This is a genomic window from Ruegeria sp. AK4, from assembly GCF_056541025.1.
In genome coordinates, this window is the sequence record NZ_JBQFXS010000008.1 from 70,469 (window position 1) to 87,578 (window position 17,110).

15 protein-coding genes are annotated in these 17,110 nt (G+C 62.4%); 9 read left to right on the forward strand and 6 right to left on the reverse strand.

All coding sequences use genetic code 11. From position 1 onward, the window contains the following. Positions 1–73: 73 nt before the first annotated feature. From ACR0EZ_RS15535 to ACR0EZ_RS15555, 5 genes are all read right to left on the reverse strand, one after another. Positions 74–751, reverse strand: coding sequence for an orotate phosphoribosyltransferase (locus ACR0EZ_RS15535; RefSeq protein WP_480614688.1), 678 nt, complete (start codon positions 749–751; stop codon positions 74–76). 137 nt (positions 752–888) lie between these two features. Beyond that, positions 889–2,070: an ammonium transporter gene (locus tag ACR0EZ_RS15540; RefSeq protein ID WP_480614691.1), complete on the reverse strand. Its 1,182-nt coding sequence runs from the start codon at positions 2,068–2,070 to the stop codon at positions 889–891. A 196-nt stretch (positions 2,071–2,266) separates the two neighbouring features. Then, a complete protein-coding gene (locus ACR0EZ_RS15545) occupies positions 2,267–2,743 on the reverse strand; it encodes a CinA family protein (protein WP_480614694.1) in 477 nt (158 codons plus the stop codon). Then, on the reverse strand, positions 2,740–3,237 hold the full coding sequence (locus ACR0EZ_RS15550; protein WP_480614697.1) for a phosphatidylglycerophosphatase A family protein: 498 nt from the start codon (positions 3,235–3,237) through the stop codon (positions 2,740–2,742). Before ACR0EZ_RS15550 ends, ACR0EZ_RS15545 begins: the two co-directional genes overlap by 4 nt. Continuing rightward, a complete protein-coding gene (locus tag ACR0EZ_RS15555; RefSeq protein ID WP_480614700.1) occupies positions 3,234–4,364 on the reverse strand; it encodes a bifunctional 2-C-methyl-D-erythritol 4-phosphate cytidylyltransferase/2-C-methyl-D-erythritol 2,4-cyclodiphosphate synthase in 1,131 nt (376 codons plus the stop codon). Before ACR0EZ_RS15555 ends, ACR0EZ_RS15550 begins: the two co-directional genes overlap by 4 nt. A gap of 181 nt (positions 4,365–4,545) precedes the next feature. On the opposite strand from ACR0EZ_RS15555, the gene dusB reads away from it, so the two are divergent. The 7 genes from dusB (at position 4,546) to ACR0EZ_RS15590 (ending at position 13,589) form a co-directional block, all read left to right on the forward strand. Next, positions 4,546–5,529 (forward strand): tRNA dihydrouridine synthase DusB, encoded by a 984-nt coding sequence (gene dusB, locus ACR0EZ_RS15560; RefSeq protein ID WP_480614703.1) that lies wholly within the window; start codon positions 4,546–4,548, stop codon positions 5,527–5,529. Continuing rightward, positions 5,526–6,614 carry a two-component system sensor histidine kinase NtrB gene (locus tag ACR0EZ_RS15565; protein ID WP_480614705.1) on the forward strand — a complete coding sequence of 363 codons (1,089 nt, stop codon included), beginning with the start codon at positions 5,526–5,528 and terminating at the stop codon, positions 6,612–6,614. Before dusB ends, ACR0EZ_RS15565 begins: the two co-directional genes overlap by 4 nt. Then, positions 6,614–7,981: a response regulator gene (locus ACR0EZ_RS15570; protein WP_480614708.1), complete on the forward strand. Its 1,368-nt coding sequence runs from the start codon at positions 6,614–6,616 to the stop codon at positions 7,979–7,981. The genes ACR0EZ_RS15565 and ACR0EZ_RS15570 overlap by 1 nt, the downstream gene beginning before the upstream one ends. Before the next feature lie 99 nt (positions 7,982–8,080). Continuing rightward, a complete protein-coding gene (locus ACR0EZ_RS15575; protein ID WP_480614711.1) occupies positions 8,081–10,369 on the forward strand; it encodes a sensor histidine kinase NtrY-like in 2,289 nt (762 codons plus the stop codon). After that, entirely contained in the window at positions 10,366–11,775 is a 1,410-nt protein-coding gene (gene ntrX, locus ACR0EZ_RS15580) for a nitrogen assimilation response regulator NtrX (RefSeq protein ID WP_480614714.1), read from the forward strand. Before ACR0EZ_RS15575 ends, ntrX begins: the two co-directional genes overlap by 4 nt. A gap of 16 nt (positions 11,776–11,791) precedes the next feature. After that, entirely contained in the window at positions 11,792–12,361 is a 570-nt protein-coding gene (locus ACR0EZ_RS15585) for a helix-turn-helix transcriptional regulator (RefSeq protein WP_480614717.1), read from the forward strand. A 43-nt stretch (positions 12,362–12,404) separates the two neighbouring features. Then, a complete protein-coding gene (locus tag ACR0EZ_RS15590; protein WP_480614720.1) occupies positions 12,405–13,589 on the forward strand; it encodes an MFS transporter in 1,185 nt (394 codons plus the stop codon). On the opposite strand, the gene ACR0EZ_RS15595 is transcribed toward ACR0EZ_RS15590, so the two are convergent. Beyond that, positions 13,516–14,043: a hypothetical protein gene (locus ACR0EZ_RS15595; protein WP_480614723.1), complete on the reverse strand. Its 528-nt coding sequence runs from the start codon at positions 14,041–14,043 to the stop codon at positions 13,516–13,518. The two genes, ACR0EZ_RS15590 and ACR0EZ_RS15595, sit on opposite strands and share 74 nt — an antisense overlap. Before the next feature lie 96 nt (positions 14,044–14,139). On the opposite strand from ACR0EZ_RS15595, the gene trkA reads away from it, so the two are divergent. Further along, positions 14,140–15,516, forward strand: a complete 1,377-nt coding sequence (gene trkA / locus ACR0EZ_RS15600; RefSeq protein WP_480614726.1) for a Trk system potassium transporter TrkA — start codon at positions 14,140–14,142, stop codon at positions 15,514–15,516. Beyond that, positions 15,516–17,054, forward strand: coding sequence for a TrkH family potassium uptake protein (locus ACR0EZ_RS15605; protein WP_480614729.1), 1,539 nt, complete (start codon positions 15,516–15,518; stop codon positions 17,052–17,054). Before trkA ends, ACR0EZ_RS15605 begins: the two co-directional genes overlap by 1 nt. The last annotated feature ends 56 nt before the right edge of the window (positions 17,055–17,110 follow it).

Sequence of the window (17,110 nt, forward strand, 5' to 3'; positions counted from 1 at the left end):
GTTTTCGACTAAATGCGCGGGCAATTAGCCGATTCGAATATCAACAATCCACAACCTGCCCACAGGCCGGAAATCACGATTTATGCGCTTCCTGCCAGCCGCGCGGGTCGTTCAGGAAGGCCTCAACCCCGTCAAGTGTCTCCTGATCAAAGGCTTTCTGTGCCTTGGCCTCGGCCAGCACATCCCACCAGGTGCAGAGCGAATGCAGCTTCACGCCATGATCGCCCAGGGTCTTTTCGGTCTCGGGGAAAATGCCATAGTAAAAGATCACCGCCGTATGCCCGCAGGTCGCGCCGGTTTCGCGGATCGCATCCACGAAAGACAGTTTGCTGCCGCCATCGGTGGTCAGATCCTCGACCAGCAACACACGTTCGCCTTCGCCCATCGCGCCTTCGATGCGGGCGTTGCGGCCATAGCCTTTGGGTTTCTTGCGCACATAGGTCATCGGCAGCGCCATCCGTTCAGCGACCATGGCGGCAAAGGGGATGCCTGCTGTCTCACCACCGGCGATGTTGTCGAACGCCTCGAACCCCGCGTCGCGCATCACGGTGACCGTCAGGAAATCCATCAGGGCCGAGCGGATGCGCGGGTACGAGATCAGCTTGCGGCAGTCGATATAGGTCGGGCTGGGCAGGCCGCTGGCCAGCGTGAAGGGCTCGCGGGAATTGAAGTGTACCGCCTTGATCTCCAGCAGCATCCGTGCGGTCAGGCGGGCGATTTCGGTGCTGTCGGGAAAGGAACTGGGGATCATGGTGCAAACCTCTGGGCTGAAAGGGTGTCGCGGGCTGATAGCCCGACCCTTGGGCCAGAGTCGAGATGCGGGCAAAAGAAAAGCGGACCTCGTACGAGGTCCGCTTTGCCCTTGCGGGCACAACAGCCAAGGTGGGCTCAGCTGCTCATATCGTAGGCGCGTTCCCCGTGTACCGACAGGTCGAGCCCGTTTGTCTCGGTCTCAGCGTCTACGCGAAGCGGGGTGATCAGCGCAACCACCTTGACCAGTACAATTGTCACAACTGACGTAAAGACACCCACGATCACCAGTCCGCCAAGCTGCGCGGTCCATGTGCCAAGGCCGAACAGCGCAATCATCAGCGTGCCGAAGATGCCGCCGACGCCATGCACGGCGAAGACATCCAGCGTATCGTCGATGTTCAGCTTGTTGCGGATGACGTTCACGGCCTCCTGACACAGCACACCGGCCACGGCGCCGATGATCAGCGCCTGCACCGGGCCGACAAAGCCCGAAGCCGGGGTGATCGAGGCCAGACCAGCGATCGTGCCCGTCACCAGACCCACCATCGATGCTTTGCCGAACCGGATGCGTTCCCACAGCGCCCATGTCAGCGAGGCCGTCGCGGCAGAGATATGCGTGACCGTCATCGCCATCGCGGCCCCCCCGTCAGCGGCCAGTTGCGAGCCGCCGTTGAAGCCGAACCAGCCGACCCACAGCATCGCCGCGCCGACCATGACAAAACCGGGATTGTGCGGCGGCGTCGTGCGGTTGCGGCGCGGGCCCAGGATCACGGCGATGATCAGCGCCGCCAGACCGGCGGTTTCATGCACAACGATGCCACCGGCAAAATCGCGCACGCCGATCTCACCCAGAATGCCGCCATCGGTCAGAATGCCTCCGCCCCAAATCCAATGCACCACCGGGGCATAGCAGAGCAGCATCCACAGGGCCGAGAAGGTCAGGACAAAGCCAAAGCCGACCCGTTCGACATAGGCTCCGACGATCAGGGCCGGGGTGATGATCGCGAAGGTCATCTGGAAGGCAAAGAACAGCACCTCGGGAAGGGTACCCGACAGGCTGTCGGCATCCACGCCGTTCAGAAAGGCCTTGCCCAGACCGCCCCACAGGCCTGACCCGCCATCGCCGAACGCGATGGAATAGCCCGCGACCAGCCACAGAATGCTCATCAAACAGGCAATCGAAAAGCAATGCATGAACACGCTGAGCACATTTCGCGCACGCACAAGGCCGCCATAGAACAGGGCAAGCCCCGGCAATGTCATGAACAGGACCAGTGCGGTGGCAACGATGATCCAGGCTGTATCGGCTCCGTTCATGGGCCGGTCTCCTCTCTTCTTACGATTGCGCCGGATGGGCACAGGTCCCGATCCGGCGCGGTGAGCGTATGGCCCCGGGTTAGAAGCGGAGGCGGGTGCGGAAAAAAGAGGCAAGCCCCGAATACGCCGCCTGTTTTGGCGGCTTTTTTGCAAGTGACGCTTAAATTTGCGCCCTGAGGGGATGTTTGACTAAAAATTAGGCTGAGCGCAAAAGGGCGTCGTTCAGCAATGCCAGCGCATGATCCCGCGCTGCACGGCGGACAGAGTCGCGGCCCAATGCGCCGAACTCCACAGTCTCGGTCCGGGTGGTCTGGCCGTTTGCAGCCAGCCCGAAACAGACCCGGCCTTCGGGCTTGAACTTTGACCCGCCCGGTCCCGCGATCCCGGTGACCGAGACCGCCAGTTGCGCCTGGGAGTGCCGCAGCGCGCCCTCGGCCATCTCGCTGGCAACTTCTTCAGACACCGCGCCATGCGCGTCCAGAGTGCTGGCGCGCACGCCCAACATCTCTTGCTTGGCGGTGTTGGTGTAGGTGACAAACCCACGTTCGACCACGGCGGAACTGCCGGGGATATCCGTCAAGGCAGCCGCGACCATGCCGCCCGTGCAGCTTTCGGCGGTGGCGATCATCACGCCCTGCGCCTTGGCGCGGTCCAGCAGGGCGGGGACGTTCATAGGCCCATCACTCCATGCGCGATGCCTGCAAGGATCAGGACACCGATTGCGGCGAAGACACCTGCGATCACGTCGTCCAGCATCACGCCCATCGCGTCGTTGCGCCGGTCGGCCCAGCCAACGGGGCCGGGTTTGGTGATGTCGAACAGGCGGAACAGGATGAACCCGGCCAGCCAGCCGGGCCAAAGCGCCGTGATCTCGATCCCATGCGCCCAGGACGGGTACGAGACCGCCCAGATCGCAACGAACTGACCGGCGACCTCGTCGATGACGATTTCTGACGGGTCGTGGTTGTCCTGCCCCTCGGTCATCACGCGGGTGGCCCAGAGCCCGCCGCAGAACACGGCAACGGTTGCCACGGCCAGCAGAGGGAAGCCGCCCAGCATATGCAGAACCCACGCCAGCGGCAGCGCCGCCAGCGAGCCCCATGTTCCCGGCGCCGGGCGCAGATAGCCCACGCCGCAAACGGTGCTGATCAGGCGCGCCGCGCTCATGCCTTCACCAGACAGGCGGTGGCCAGCGCGGCGATCCCTTCGCTGCGCCCGGTAAAGCCCAGACGTTCGGACGTGGTCGCCTTGACTGAGACCTGATCGGCGCGCAGCCCCATGATCCGTGCCATCTCGGCCCGCATGGCCTGCGCATGCGGCCCGATCTTGGGGTATTCGCAGACCAGAGTGCAGTCGGCGTTCGAAATCCGGTATCCCATCTGCCCGGCCAGTTCGACCGCGTGGCGCAGGAAAATCTCGCTGGCCGCGCCCTTCCATTGCGGGTCCGAGGGCGGGAAATGCTGGCCGATATCGCCCTGCGCCAGCGCCCCGTAGATCGCATCCGTCACGGCGTGCATGCCCACATCGGCGTCCGAATGCCCCTGCAACCCTCGGGCATGAGGCACTTTCACGCCGCACAGGATCACGTGATCCCCATCGCCGAAACGGTGCACGTCATACCCATTGCCCAGCCTTACATCCATATCCGTTCCCATTATGCGTTCCGCCCGGGCAAAATCCTCGGGGCGGGTGATTTTGATATTGTCGGCGTCGCCCGGCACGATAGCCACATCCATTCCGGCGGCACGCGCGACTTCGACGTCGTCGGCGGCCCCTCCGGCATGGCTGGCATGGGCCGCGACGATGGCGTCATAGTGAAATCCCTGCGGTGTCTGCGCGGCGAACAGGCCGGTTCGGTCCTGCGTGCCGGTGACACGCTGCTCATCCCCGGTCCAGAGCGCATCGGTTACGGACAGTCCCGGTGCGGCGGCGGGGTGCGTATCAAGCGCGGTCAGAACATCCTGAATGATGCGGGGGGTGATGCAGGGGCGGGCGACGTCGTGGATCAGAACCTTTGTCACGCCATGGCTCTTCAGCGCCTCTAACCCCTGCCGCACCGACCCGGCCCGGTCACTGCCGCCGGGGGCAAGGATCAGGTCTGTGTCCTGAAACTCGGCCCAGGCTTCCGCGTCGTCCGGGGACAGCACCAAAGCGATGTGATTCACCCGATCCCGGAACCTGTCGATGGTCCAGTCCGCCACCCGGCGTCCACCCAGCGCCCGCCATTGTTTCGGCGTCCCCCCGCCAGCGCGCAATCCGCGTCCTGCGGCGACAATGATGGCGGCGGTTGTCATGGGTCGGACGCTCCTGTTTGCACGCATTGTTTAGGGTGAGGTGAATGCAGAGGCAATCACCCGCGTCAATCTGCTTAATAATTATGCACATGATGATTTTGCGGGCTTGTGGGCCGCCATTTTCTTGTTCATATGCCGGGAATTCGATATCAAACGCTCAAATGCCCAAGGATTAAGCACATTGACCCTGCATCTTGCCGACAAGGCCCTGAACCCGCCGGTGCTGCTGGCCCCGATGGCCGGAATCACGGATCGCCCATTCCGTGATCTGGTGATGCGCTTTGGCGCGGGCATGGTGGTGAGCGAGATGGTCGCCAGCCAGGAGATGGTGCAGGCCAAGCCCGGCGTGCGCGAACGCGCGGAACTGTCGGCGGATGTGGAAAACACCGCCGTGCAACTTGCAGGGCGCGAGGCGCATTGGATGGCCGAGGCCGCGCGACAGGTCGCGGACCGGGGCGCACGGGTGATCGATATCAACATGGGCTGCCCAGCCAAGAAGGTCACAAACGGCTATTCCGGCTCGGCGCTGCTGAAAACGCCGGATCACGCGCTGACGCTGATCGAGGCCGTCGTTGCAGCGGTCGACGTGCCGGTGACGCTGAAAACCCGGCTGGGATGGGATGACACCCTGCTGAACGCGCCTGACGTGGCGCGGCGGGCGCAGGATGCCGGCATTCGCATGGTTACGATCCACGGACGCACGCGGTGCCAGTTCTACAAGGGCCGCGCCGATTGGGCGGCGATCCGGGCGGTGAAGGATGCGGTCTCGATCCCGGTGATCGCAAATGGCGATATTGTTGACACCAACGCGGCACGCACGGCATTGGCGCAATCCGGGGCCGACGGGGTGATGGTGGGCCGGGGCGCGCAGGGAAAGCCCTGGCTTTTGGCGCAGATATGTCATGGACTTTATGGTTTGGATGCACCGCAAATCCCCTCGGGCGCGGCACTGGTTGACATGGTGCGCGCGCATTATCAGGCGATGCTGGAATTTTACGGCACCGCTCTGGGCCTGCGCGTCGCCCGAAAGCATCTGGGTTGGTACATGGACGAGGCAGGCACGCCCGCACCCCTGCACCGCGCCGTTCTGACCTCGCGCGATACGGATGAGGTGCTGCGCCTGCTGGGCGATGCGCTGAGCGGCACGGCAGAGGTGGCAGCATGACTTCGGATCAAAGCATCTGGAACTCGCTTCCGGTTCCTGCCTTCATCATCGACGAGGATGACCGGATCGCCGACGTCAATTCCTCGGGCGAGGGGTTTTTGAACGCGTCCCGCAAGTCCGTCATCGGTCACCCGGTCTGGGATCAGATCGCGGTGGATGCCCCGCTGGAAGAGGCCTTTCTGCGCGCGCGCCAACACGGGACGCCGTTGTTCGTGAACGACGTGGACGCCGGATCGGGCAATCGCGCGCCGCTGCAATGCGCGCTGCAGATTGCGCCGCTGGTCGGACACCCCGGATCGATGATCATGATCATCTCGCCGCGCGAACTGGCCGGGCGGATGACGCGCGGCAATACGGTTAAATCCGCTGCGCAATCGGCCATCGGCATGGCCGAGATGCTGGCGCATGAAATCAAGAACCCGCTGGCCGGCATCACGGGCGCGGCGCAGCTGCTTAGCATGAATATCCCCAAGCAAGACCTTGAATTAACAGACCTTATTGTCGCCGAGAGTCGCCGGATTGTGAAACTGCTGGAGCAGGTCGAGCAATTCGGGAACCTGCAGCAGCCCGATTTCAAGCCGGTCAACATCCACGACGTTCTGGACCGCGCCCGCCGGTCGGCGCTTTTGGGATTCGGAGCGGATATGACCATTATCGAGGATTATGACCCCTCGCTGCCGCTGGCCTATGGGGACCCGGACCAGTTCCTGCAGGTGGTGCTGAACCTGCTCAGAAACGCGTCCGAGGCCGCAGGGGCCGAGGGCGGCACGATCCGCCTGCGCACCTATTTCGAACATTCGTTCCGCCTGCGCCGCAGCGACGGCTCGGGGCATTCCCTGCCGTTGCAGATCGAAATCATCGACGACGGGCCGGGGCTGCCGGACAATATCCGCAGCGACATTTTCGATCCCTTTGTCTCGGGCAGGGATAACGGAACCGGGCTTGGTCTGGCGCTGGTCAGCAAGATCGTCTCGGACCATGACGGCTGGATTTCGGCGGAATCGGTGCCCGGACGTACCGTGTTCAAGCTGTCTCTGCGCCGCGCCCCGCGCGAAGACACCAAAGATGAGAAGGAGAGCACCTGATGGATGGCACAGTTCTGGTCGCGGATGACGACCGCACAATCCGTACCGTTCTGACACAGGCCCTGACGCGCGCCGGGTGCAAGGTGCATGCCACGTCCTCGCTGACGACGCTGATGCGCTGGGTGGGCGAAGGCAAGGGCGACGTGGTGATCTCGGACGTAGTAATGCCGGACGGTAATGGCTTGGAAATGCTTCCGAAAATCGCACAGGACCGGCCCGGTTTGCCGGTGATCGTAATCTCGGCTCAGAACACGATCATGACGGCGATTCAGGCGGCCGAGGCCGATGCCTATGACTATCTGCCCAAACCGTTCGACCTGCCGGACCTGATGAAGCGCACCGCCCGCGCGCTGGAACAAAAACAGCGGTCGCAGCCCGAGCCCATGGATCAAAGCGGTGAACGCCCGGACGAATTGCCGTTGGTCGGGCGGACCCCGGTGATGCAGGCGCTGTACCGGCTGGTGGCGCGGGTGATGAACACCGATCTGTCGGTGATGATTTCCGGTGAAAGCGGTACCGGTAAGTCATTGATTGCGCGGGCTATTCACGATTTTTCGGACCGGCGCACATTGCCCTTTGTCACCGCCACAGCGGCCGATCTGCGCGATCTCGAAGGGCCAGCCCGCATCATGGCCCGGGTTCGCGGCGGCACGTTGCTGATCGATGAGATCGCCGATATCGACGATGAAATTCAAGCCCGCATCGTGCGCATGATGGACACGCCCGGCGACCACGTTCCGCGTTTCATGGCGACCAGCCAGTCCGATCTGACCGAGGGGATGGAAAGCGGCCGTATCCGGCAGGACCTGTACTATCGCCTCTGCGGTGCCACGGTTCACGTTCCGGCGCTGCGCGAGCGGGTCGATGACATCACCCTGCTGGCCGAGCATTTTCTGGTCCGGGAAGAACGTGAAAGCGGCACGAAACGCTGGCTCAGCCCTGACGCGGACGAACTGGTCCGGCGCTATTCCTGGCCGGGCAACGTGCGACAGTTGGAAAACGCCGTCCGCCGCCTGAGCCTGACCAGCCGCGCCGATGAGATATCGAAGGCCGAGGTCGAGATGGTGCTGGGCAGCCAGCCCGAGGCTGAACCGGTTCTTGGGGGTGGCGAACGCGAAAAGCTCTCGACCTCGGTGGGGCGTCATTTGCGGCGTTACTTCGATCTGCATGGCAATATTCTGCCCCCGCCGGGCCTGTATCAGCGGATTCTGCGCGAGGTCGAGGCCCCCCTGATCGAGATCGCGCTGGACGCAACCGGCGGAAATCAGGCGAAATGTGCCGATCTGCTGGGGATCAACAGAAATACGCTGCGAAAAAAAATCACCGATCTCGATATTCAGGTGACACGCCGACGCAAACTGATGTAATATCGCCACACAAAGCGTGGCATCTGGGTTCGCACCCGGCAACGACCACGACATATGGCGGTAGGCCGCGCAAGCGGCACATCAGGATGAGGGCAGACGGTGGCAACCCGGGCACAGAGCGGGCCGATTCCAGCGATTAATCGGTGGCGGAAATCCCGAAAACTGCGCAATTTCGGCACTTTGGGGCTGGTTCTTCTAGGCCCTGCGCTGGCGTTGGCGACGTATTTGGTTATCGGTCCCTTCGACCTTGGGGCGACCGCGCCGACCCTGCGTCTGATTCTTCTCGCCGATCTGGTCTATGTGCTGGTGGTTGCGGCCCTTGTGCTGGGCCAACTCGGCTCTCTGATCGCGGCCCGCCGCGCCAAATCGGCCGGATCGCGGCTGCACCTGCGGCTGATCGGGGCGTTCACGCTGCTTGCGCTGGTCCCGACCGTCACGGTCGCGATTTTTGCCGGTCTGACGGTGAATATCGGCCTTGAGGGTTGGTTTTCTGATCGTGTGCGGCAGGTTGTGGGCTCGTCCCTGACCGCTGCGGAAGCCTATGAGACCGAGCATCGTCAGGGTCTGACACAGGATTCCGCCGTTCTGGCGCGGTTTCTGGACAATGCCCGCAATCTGGATTTCTACATCTCGGACGCCGAACTGCGAGAGGTTCTGGCCCAAGGCCAGTCCCAGATTCAGCGCGGGTTGCGTGAGGCTTACGTGATCGACGGCAGTGGCGAGATTCGGTCGCGTGGGGACCGGTCCTATCTGTTCAACTACGAGCCGCCCACGTCCGAGCAGATCGCCCAGTCCGAGGACGAGGGCCTGCTTATCATTGCCGACTGGGCAAACAACGAATTCCGCGCGTTGGTGCCGTTGCAGGCCTATCTGGATCGATACCTTTATGTCAGCCGCGAAGTGGATGGCCAGTTGCTGACGCTGCTGGATGACACCAAGGAAACGGCGCAATTCTATCAGCAGCTTGAAAGCGAACGGGGCAGGGTGCTGTTCGAATTCGGCCTTCTATACTTGGGCTTTGCGCTGATCCTGATCCTTGCTGCCATGTCCTTGGGTATGTGGTTCGCCGAACGGCTGTCGCGACCTGTGGGCCGTTTGACCACGGCGGCGCAGCGGGTCGGGGCGGGCGATCTAAGCGTGCAGGTGATTGAAGAGGCCAGCGACGACGAAATCGCCATGCTGGGCCGGTATTTCAACCAGATGACCCGGCAGTTGAAAGGTCAGCGCGACACGTTGCTGGAAAACACCCGCCAGATCGAGATTCGCCGCCGCCTGTTCGATTCGGTGCTCAGTTCGGTGACCTCGGGTGTGGTCGGCGTTGACCCGGATGGGGGCGTGACCTTCGTGAACCGCTCAGCCGAACGTCTGCTTGACTGGTCGCGGGGCGAGGAACAACTGGCTATCGGCATCGCGGTGCCCGAGTTCCTGCAACTGTTCGAAAGCCTCAAGGAAGGCGGGCAAGAGGCGGTTCAGGGCGAGATCAAGGTCGTGCGTAAGGGACGGCTGGAAAACCTGCTGGTCCGCATGGCTACCCGCCGGGGCGAGGATGGCGGTCTGGAAGGCTATGTGGTGGCCTTTGACGACGTGACCGATCTGGTCAGTGCCCAGCGTATGGCCGCCTGGGGCGACGTGGCCCGGCGCATCGCGCATGAGATCAAGAACCCTCTGACCCCGATCCAACTGAGCGCCGAGCGGATCAAGCGCAAATTCTCGCGCAAACTGGATGAGGAAGACTGCGATAGCCTGGAATCCATGACCGACGTAATTGTGCGGCAAACCAATGACTTGCGGCGCATTGTTGATGAGTTTTCGAAATTCGCACGCATGCCCGAACCTGACCGGCGGGAAGAGGATATTGTCGGCCTCGTGCGCGAGGCGGTTCTGTTGCAGCAGGCAGGCCAGCCGGATGTGCAGATCGACGCGGATCTGCCCGACCAGCCGATCTCGTTGGATATTGACGCGACGATGCTGAATCAGGCGCTGACAAACCTTATCAAGAACGCAGGCGAAGCCATTGAAACCTTGAAGCAAAAAGGCGCGCCTGAAAACCTGTCACCACAGATCAAGGTCGCGGTGTCCAGTGACGACGCGGGCACCGTGATTACCATTGCCGACAACGGCATCGGCCTTCCCGAAGACCGGGCGCGGCTGTTTGAGCCTTACGTAACCACCCGCGACGAAGGGACAGGTCTGGGCCTGCCCATCGTCAAGAAGATCATCGAAGAACATGGCGGTGCGCTGTCCTTGGAGGACGCGCCCGTATTCGACGGACAGGACCATTTCGGCGCGATGGCCGTGATCCGTTTGCCAGGGGCAGAATTTTCCCCATCCGTCGCGCCACAGAAGCAGACAATTAAAACCAACAAACTGAAAGCAGGCCAAAGATGAGCGACATTCTGATCGTAGATGACGAACGCGATATTCGCGAACTGGTGTCCGACATTCTGGAGGACGAAGGCTATTCAACCCGGCGGGCCGGAAACTCGGATGAGTGTATGGCCGCCATCAACTCTGAGCCACCGGGGCTGTTGATTCTGGATATCTGGCTGAAAGACAGCCGCATGGACGGCATCGACATCCTGAAGGCGGTGAAACGCGACAATCCGGATGTGCCGGTGGTGATCATTTCAGGTCACGGCAACATCGAAATCGCCGTGGCGGCGATCAAACAGGGGGCTTACGACTTTATCGAAAAGCCCTTTAACATCGACCAGTTGATGGTTGTGATCCGCCGCGCGATGGAAACCTCGCGCCTGCGGCGTGAAAATGCCTCGCTCAAGCGCAAAGAGGTCAGCAACTCAGATATGATCGGCAAGTCGGCCTCGTTCCGCGCGATGCAGGGTCAGTTGGACAAGGTGACCAAGTCGAACGGCCGTGTGATGCTGAGCGGCCCTGCAGGGTCGGGCAAGGAAATCGCCGCGCGTTACATTCACGCGCATTCCAACCGGGCAAACGCTCCCTTCGTGACGGTGAATTGCGCCGGGGTTGAGCCCGAGCGGATGGAAGAGGTTCTGTTCGGGCGGGAATCGGCAGAGCGTGGCGTTGAATCCGGCCTGCTGGAAGAAGCCCATGGCGGCGTGATCTATTTCGATGAGGTCGCGGATATGCCGCTGGGCACCCAGTCGAAAATCCTGCGGGTGTTGGTCGATCAGCAGTTCCAGCGGGTTGGCGGCACCGACAAGGTTCGCGTCGATCTGCGCGTGATTTCTTCGACCAACCGGGAGCTTGAGGCCGAAATCGCCGCCGACCGCTTCCGCGAGGAGCTTTACCACCGCCTGAATGTCGTTCCGATCGACGTGCCCTCGCTTGAGGACCGGCGCGAAGATATTCCGGTGCTGGCGCAGCATTTCATCGAGATGTGCAACGAATCCCAGGGCCTGCCGATCCGTGATCTGTCCGAAGAGGCCGTCGCCCTGCTGCAGACGATGACGTGGCCCGGGAACGTACGGCAGTTGAAGAATCTGATCGAACGGGTGCTGATCCTTGGCGACGGAAGCGGCCCTATCGAAGCCCGGGAATTGCCCAGTGAAGAGGATAAGTCCGTCGAATCCGGCCGTGTGGTTCTGTCGGGCGCGCTGGCGACCCTGCCGCTGCGCGAGGCGCGCGAGGCGTTCGAGCGGGAATACCTGCTGACCCAGATCAACCGCTTCGGCGGCAATATCAGCCGTACCGCCAGCTTTGTCGGGATGGAGCGCAGCGCGCTGCACCGCAAGCTGAAATCGCTGGGTGTTGTCACCTCGAACAAATCCGGCGCGCGGGTGGCGCAACTGGACGAACCGGAACCGGCAGAGTGATCTGCCGGGCAGCGTGATGGCGAATGCCAACCTGACTGCGGATCGCAGCTATCCGGCCTTTGGCAGGCGTCTCAGACGTCTGCGCCGGTCGGTTGGTCTGAAACAGTCGGCCCTGGCCGATCTGTTGGAGGTGGACCAGACCACGATCTCAAGATGGGAAAGCGGTCGCCAGACGCCGTCGCCCGACCAGCAACAGGCGGTCTTTTCCGTGCTCGGTCCGGCGCGGGCGGATGACAGCGCGTTGCGGCGGCTGGTCATGGGATCAACCGACTGCGTGCATCTGGTGGAAGAGGCCAGCCATAGATGTCTGGCGTATTCCCCCAGCCGGGCGCGGGACTGGAAGACCAGCCAGCGGGCGCTGCTGGGTGTGTCCCTGTGGCAGTTCGCGACCGATGAAATCCGGCAGGCGGAAGGCGAGTTGAAAGACGAAGGCTGGTGGGACCTGCACACACCCAGCCCCAAGGCGTTTCTGACGTCCGAGGCGGTGCATGACCGCATCCGGATCAGCGCCGGTGAGATTATCTGGGAACGGCTCTATCTGGCGGACGGAACGCCGGTGCGGCTGGTCAGCGGATCGCGCGCATAATTTATGCGTTCCTGAACTGCGGCAGCCCCGATAGAACCATGGCATGATTAGCTTTTTGAAGGTCATCCTGCTTTGGTTCGCGGGTCTTGGCGCGGCCACTCAGTTCGCCAAAATCGCGGTTCCGTTTCCCGAGGTCGCCTTGCTGTATCCCGCACAGGCAGAATCGATTGGCTGGCTATTGTCGATCATCAGCCTGATCGGCGCCGTTCTGGGTGCAATGTCCGGTGCCATTGCGGGCCGGGTTGGGCCGTCCCGATTGCTGATCTCAGGGCTTGTTCTGGGCGGCGGCCTTTCGCTGTTTCAGGCCAGCGTGCCGGGTTTTGCCCTGATGCTGACCAGCCGCGTTATCGAGGGGCTGTCGCATTTGGCCATCGTCGTGGCGGCACCGACCCTGATCGCGCAGATCACTGAAGGTCGGGCAAGAAACGCCGCCATGGTGCTGTGGAGCAGCTTTTTCGGCGTCGCCTTTGCCCTGAATGCGTGGATCGGATTGCCGCTGGTCGCCAAGTTCGGCTTGCCTGTCTTCTTTGTGGTGCATGGTATTCTGATGCTGCTGATTGCCGGTTTGATTGCGGCCAGCCGCATTCACGTCGATCTGAGCCATCCGGACGGCCTCGATTGGGGACTGGCGGCGTTCATCTCGGCCCATGTGCAGACCTATCGCTCGGCCTTCATTTCCGCCCCCGCGATTGGCTGGTTCTTTTACACGCTGACCTTCGTGTCGCTGCTGGCCATACTTCCCGGTCGCCTGCCTGATGGGGTCAGCGGTCCGGTCGCCGGGCTGATGCCTTTGGCGGGCATCGTTGTGTCATGGCTGGCTGTGCCTTTGCTTTCGACCTTCATGTCCTGCGTCGCGGTCACAGTTCTGGGCTTCGGTTTGAGCATCGGGGCGATCATCGGCGTATTTCTCGGCCTGCCGCTGCCGATTGTCTGCATCGCCCTGTTTGCGGTTCTGGGCCTCGTGCAGGGTGGCAGTTTTGCCGCCGTGCCGGAACTGAATTCAACCGCGCAGGCGCAGGCCCTCAGCTACGGGGCCATGGCGCAGATGGGGAATGCGGGGAACCTGCTGGGCACGCCGGTTCTGCTGGCCATCCTTTGGCGGGGCGGCGAGGGTGGGATGCTTGGGGCCGTTATCACATTCTACGTTGCCGCGATCATTGCCCATCTATGGTTGGCGCAGCGGCGCCTGATCCAGCAAGCTGACCACCCGAAACACCGGGCGAGATGATCTGAAACGACCCGTCCTCGAACTTGACGAAACAGGATTGCGAGCCAAGCGGCGGCAGCGTGGTCGTCGGGCGCGGGTGCACCTGGGATTTTACCCGGCTTTTGCAGGGCGGCAGACTGACCGGGCGATAGCCTTTTTGGGCCATGCATTGCGCCTCGACCGTGTTGCGCAGACCCTGGTTCACATCGACTGTGTAGATCTGGCCGGGCTGCCACCAGCCGCCGGTGCGGTGGCACCTGCCGCGGCTGTCGCAATAGGTCCGGCCGGGCCAATAGGTGGGCGGGCCTTGCCGCACCTGATTGGCGACAGGGGCGTCCTTTAAAGCCTCAACCTGACATTTCGTGGTCTCGGCCTGCATCCGCGAAACGCTTTCGCCTTCGCGGTAATACAGCGACAGCGGCCCGCACGAGGACAGGATCATCACAGGAACAAGCAGACGAAGCAGTGTTTTCATGTGCTTATCTTGCCTCAGCCAAACGGGCATGACAAATCAATTGACCGTCTTGGGGGCATCTGTCATTCAAACATTTCAGGCAGAAGGGCCAGGGATATGAAGGTCATTATTTGCGGCGCGGGCCAGGTTGGCTGGCAGATCGCCCGGCATCTTTCAGGCGAGCTGAACGATGTGACCGTCGTGGACAACAACCCCGATCTGGTGCGCCGCGCGACCGAAACGCTGGATGTGCAAGGGATCGCGGGCTTTGCCAGCTATCCTGATGTGCTGGAACGGGCCGGTGCCCGTGACGCCGACATGATCATCGCCGCGACCCATTCGGACGAGGTGAACATGGTCACGTGCCAGATGGCGCATTCGGTGTTCTCGATCCAGCGCAAGATCGCGCGCCTGCGCTCGAAATCTTATCTTGAGGCGATCCATTCCGACCTCTACCGCCGCGATCACCTGCCCATCGACGTTGTGATCAGCCCCGAGCGCGAGGTCGCCGCCGCCGCGATGCAACGCCTGTCGGCCCCCTCTGCCTTTGACACCGAGGTTTTCATGGAGGGCAAGGCGCAACTGCTGGGGATCCGGGTCGAAGAAGACTGCCCGATTGTGAACACGCCCCTGCGGCAGTTGACCGATCTGTTCTCGACCCTCAGTTCCATCGTGGTGGGCGTGCGGCGTGAAGGGACCTTGTTTGCGCCGGAATCCGAGGACCAGCTGTTCGTCGGCGATGAATGCTACGTTTTTACCAACGTCAAAGACGTGGACCGCACGATCGAGGTGTTTGGCAAAACCCAAAAACGGCAGGACCGGGTGGTGATTGTCGGTGGCGGCAATGTCGGGCTGGAAGTCGCGCGCACGCTGGAAGAGCGTGAAAGCCGGGTGCGCGCCAAGATTGTCGAGCGCGACCGCCACTGCGCCGAACTGGCCGCCGAGGCTTTGGAGCGCACGATTGTCCTGAACGGCGACGGGCTGGACGCGGGGCTGCTGAGCGAGGCCGGGATCGACCGCGCCGATGCGATGCTGGCCGTAACCGACGATGACCGAACCAACATGCTGGCCGCCGTGCGCGCCAAGGCCGAAGGCTGCGCGCTGGCGATTGCCCTGATCAACGATCCCAGCATGGTGGCGTTGATGGGCCCGCTGGGCATCGACGCCTATATCAACCCGCGCGCGACGACCGTCAGCTCGATCCTGCGCCACATCCGCCATGGCCGCGTGCGTCAGGTCTATTCCATCGGCGATGCCGAGGCCGAAGTGATCGAGGCCGAGGTTCTGTCGACCTCACCCATGGCCGGGCAGAAACTGCGCGACATCGACTTCCCCGAGGGGGTGCTGGTCGGTGCCGTGCGCAAGGGCGACGATGTTTTGCGCCCCACCGGCAGTCTGCGCATCGATGAGAAAGACGTGGTTGCGATCTTCGCCATGGCCAAGGACGTGCCCGAGGTCGAGCGCCTGATGCAGGTCTCGATCGATTTCTTCTGATGGCCTATGCGAAGCCACAGCAGGTCGGTCTATTGCGGCGATTGCCGCTGTTTCTGCTGATCTGGGGGATCGTCTCGATCTCTATGTGGATACCGGCGGTCTATGCGCTGGCGCTGGATGATCACGATACGTCGCGGTCCTTCTTCTATTCGGGCCTGCTGGGCGTGTTTCTGGTTTCGATCATCGCGCTTGCGGCGTCCAACCGGGTGCCCCGGCGCGGGACATTGGGGCAGTTGGCGGTTCTGCTGGGCTGCTTCACCGTTCTGCCGATCTTTCTGGCGATCCCGTTTCATGATGCGCTTGGCACCACGACCTTTCTAAACGCCTATTTCGATATGGTCAGCGCGTTGACAACCACGGGCGCCGACCTGTTTCCCGACCCTGACCGCCTGAGCGCGCCGCTTCATTTCTGGCGGGCTCTGGTCGGCTGGATGGGCGGTCTGCTGATGTGGATTTCAGCCGCCGCGATTCTGGCCCCCTTGTCGCTCGGCGGGTTCGAAGTCACCGCCCGTGGCCAGCCCGGCCGCCCAGTGTCGGGCGTGGCCCAAAGCGAGCGGGTCGATCCGCGGGGCCGGTTGTTGCGCGTGACGCGTACGCTAGCACCAGTCTATACAGGCCTGACAGGCGTGGTCTGCATTCTGCTGATGATCGCCGGAGAGCAAGGGTTGACCGCAGTGTGCCATGCGATGTCCGTCATGGCGACCTCGGGCATTTCGCCGGTTGGCGGGCTGGAGGGCGCACAGTCCGGGATCACGGGTGAGGCAATCCTGTTCCTGTTCCTGTTCTTCGCGCTGTCGCGCCTGACCTTCTCGGCGGATACGGCCACAACCGGCTATGCCCGTCTGGACAAAGACCCCGAGTTTCGCATTGGCCTGATGATCGTTCTGGGCGTTGCGCTGCTGCTGTTTTTCCGGGTCCTGGCTGGTGTGGCCGAGATCGGAGGGCAGGTGCAGCCGTTACAGGCCTTGCAGGTGATCTGGGGGATGCTGTTCACGGTTCTGGCCTTTCTGACCACCGCCGGGTTCGAAAGCGCGAACTGGAACGATGCGCAGCAATTGTCGGGGCTGGGAACGCCGGGGTTGGTTCTGATGGGGCTGGCGCTGATCGGCGGCGGTGTCGCCACCACGGCCGGGGGGGTCAAGCTGTTGCGGGTCTTCGCGCTCTACCTGAACGGCGCGCGCGAGATTGACCGGTTGATCTATCCGTCTTCCGTCAGCGGTGTGGGCGGCGGCAACCGGCGCATCCAAAGCGACGGCGCATTCATCGCCTGGATCTTCCTGATGATGTTCGCGCTGACTTTGGCCCTGTTCAACCTGCTACTGGCGATGATGGGCGCGGGGTTCGAGCAGGCGATGGTGCTGAGCGTGGCCGCGCTTAGCACAACAGGGCCGCTGATCGAACTGGCAACGGACACGCCGATCCGTCTGATCGACCTGTCCGGCGGGGCCAAGCTGACCATGTGCGCGGCGATGGTGATCGGGCGGCTGGAAACGCTGGCGATCATTGCCCTGATCACGCCAAACCTCTGGCGGGCTTAGATTAAGGTGTTAATACCTGATTTTTCATCTGGAATATCTCTGCGCGGCACTCCATA